The sequence below is a fragment of the Burkholderia sp. GbtcB21 genome (assembly GCF_019091065.1).
GTDB lineage: Bacteria > Pseudomonadota > Gammaproteobacteria > Burkholderiales > Burkholderiaceae > Burkholderia > Burkholderia pyrrocinia_C.
This window is the reverse complement of sequence record NZ_JAGXKA010000186.1, coordinates 1-292: the sequence shown is the minus strand read 5'-3', so window position 1 is coordinate 292 and position 292 is coordinate 1. Positions and strand designations below refer to the sequence as shown.

1 pseudogene is annotated in these 292 nt (G+C 56.5%); it reads right to left on the bottom strand.

What is annotated here, in order from left to right:
- Positions 1-106 precede the first annotated feature (106 nt).
- Positions 107-292 (bottom strand): annotated as a pseudogene (locus KVT39_RS38285) (hypothetical protein); the annotation flags it as partial.

Here is a 292-nt window from a genome sequence, read left to right as displayed (position 1 = left end):
GTACGAGCACGATCCCGTCGCTTCCGACAGGGGGAAATTGTCGGATTGAAAACGCGTCGAATCCGGCAGCGCAAACGTACACAAGGTAAAATTTTGCGTACTTATCTCAAAAATGGTTGCGGCTGTTTTCGGAATGACGCGCGATCGGATCGATTCTGTTCGAAATGGTGAAAATGGCGAGTTGCTCCGAGTTCGGTTTACTCCGAGAATCGCGCCTTGCTCTCCCTATGACAGATATATGCGCCCGCCGGCGGTCGCCGCGCGGTGCGTCGCGCGCACCTGCGTCGCGGCG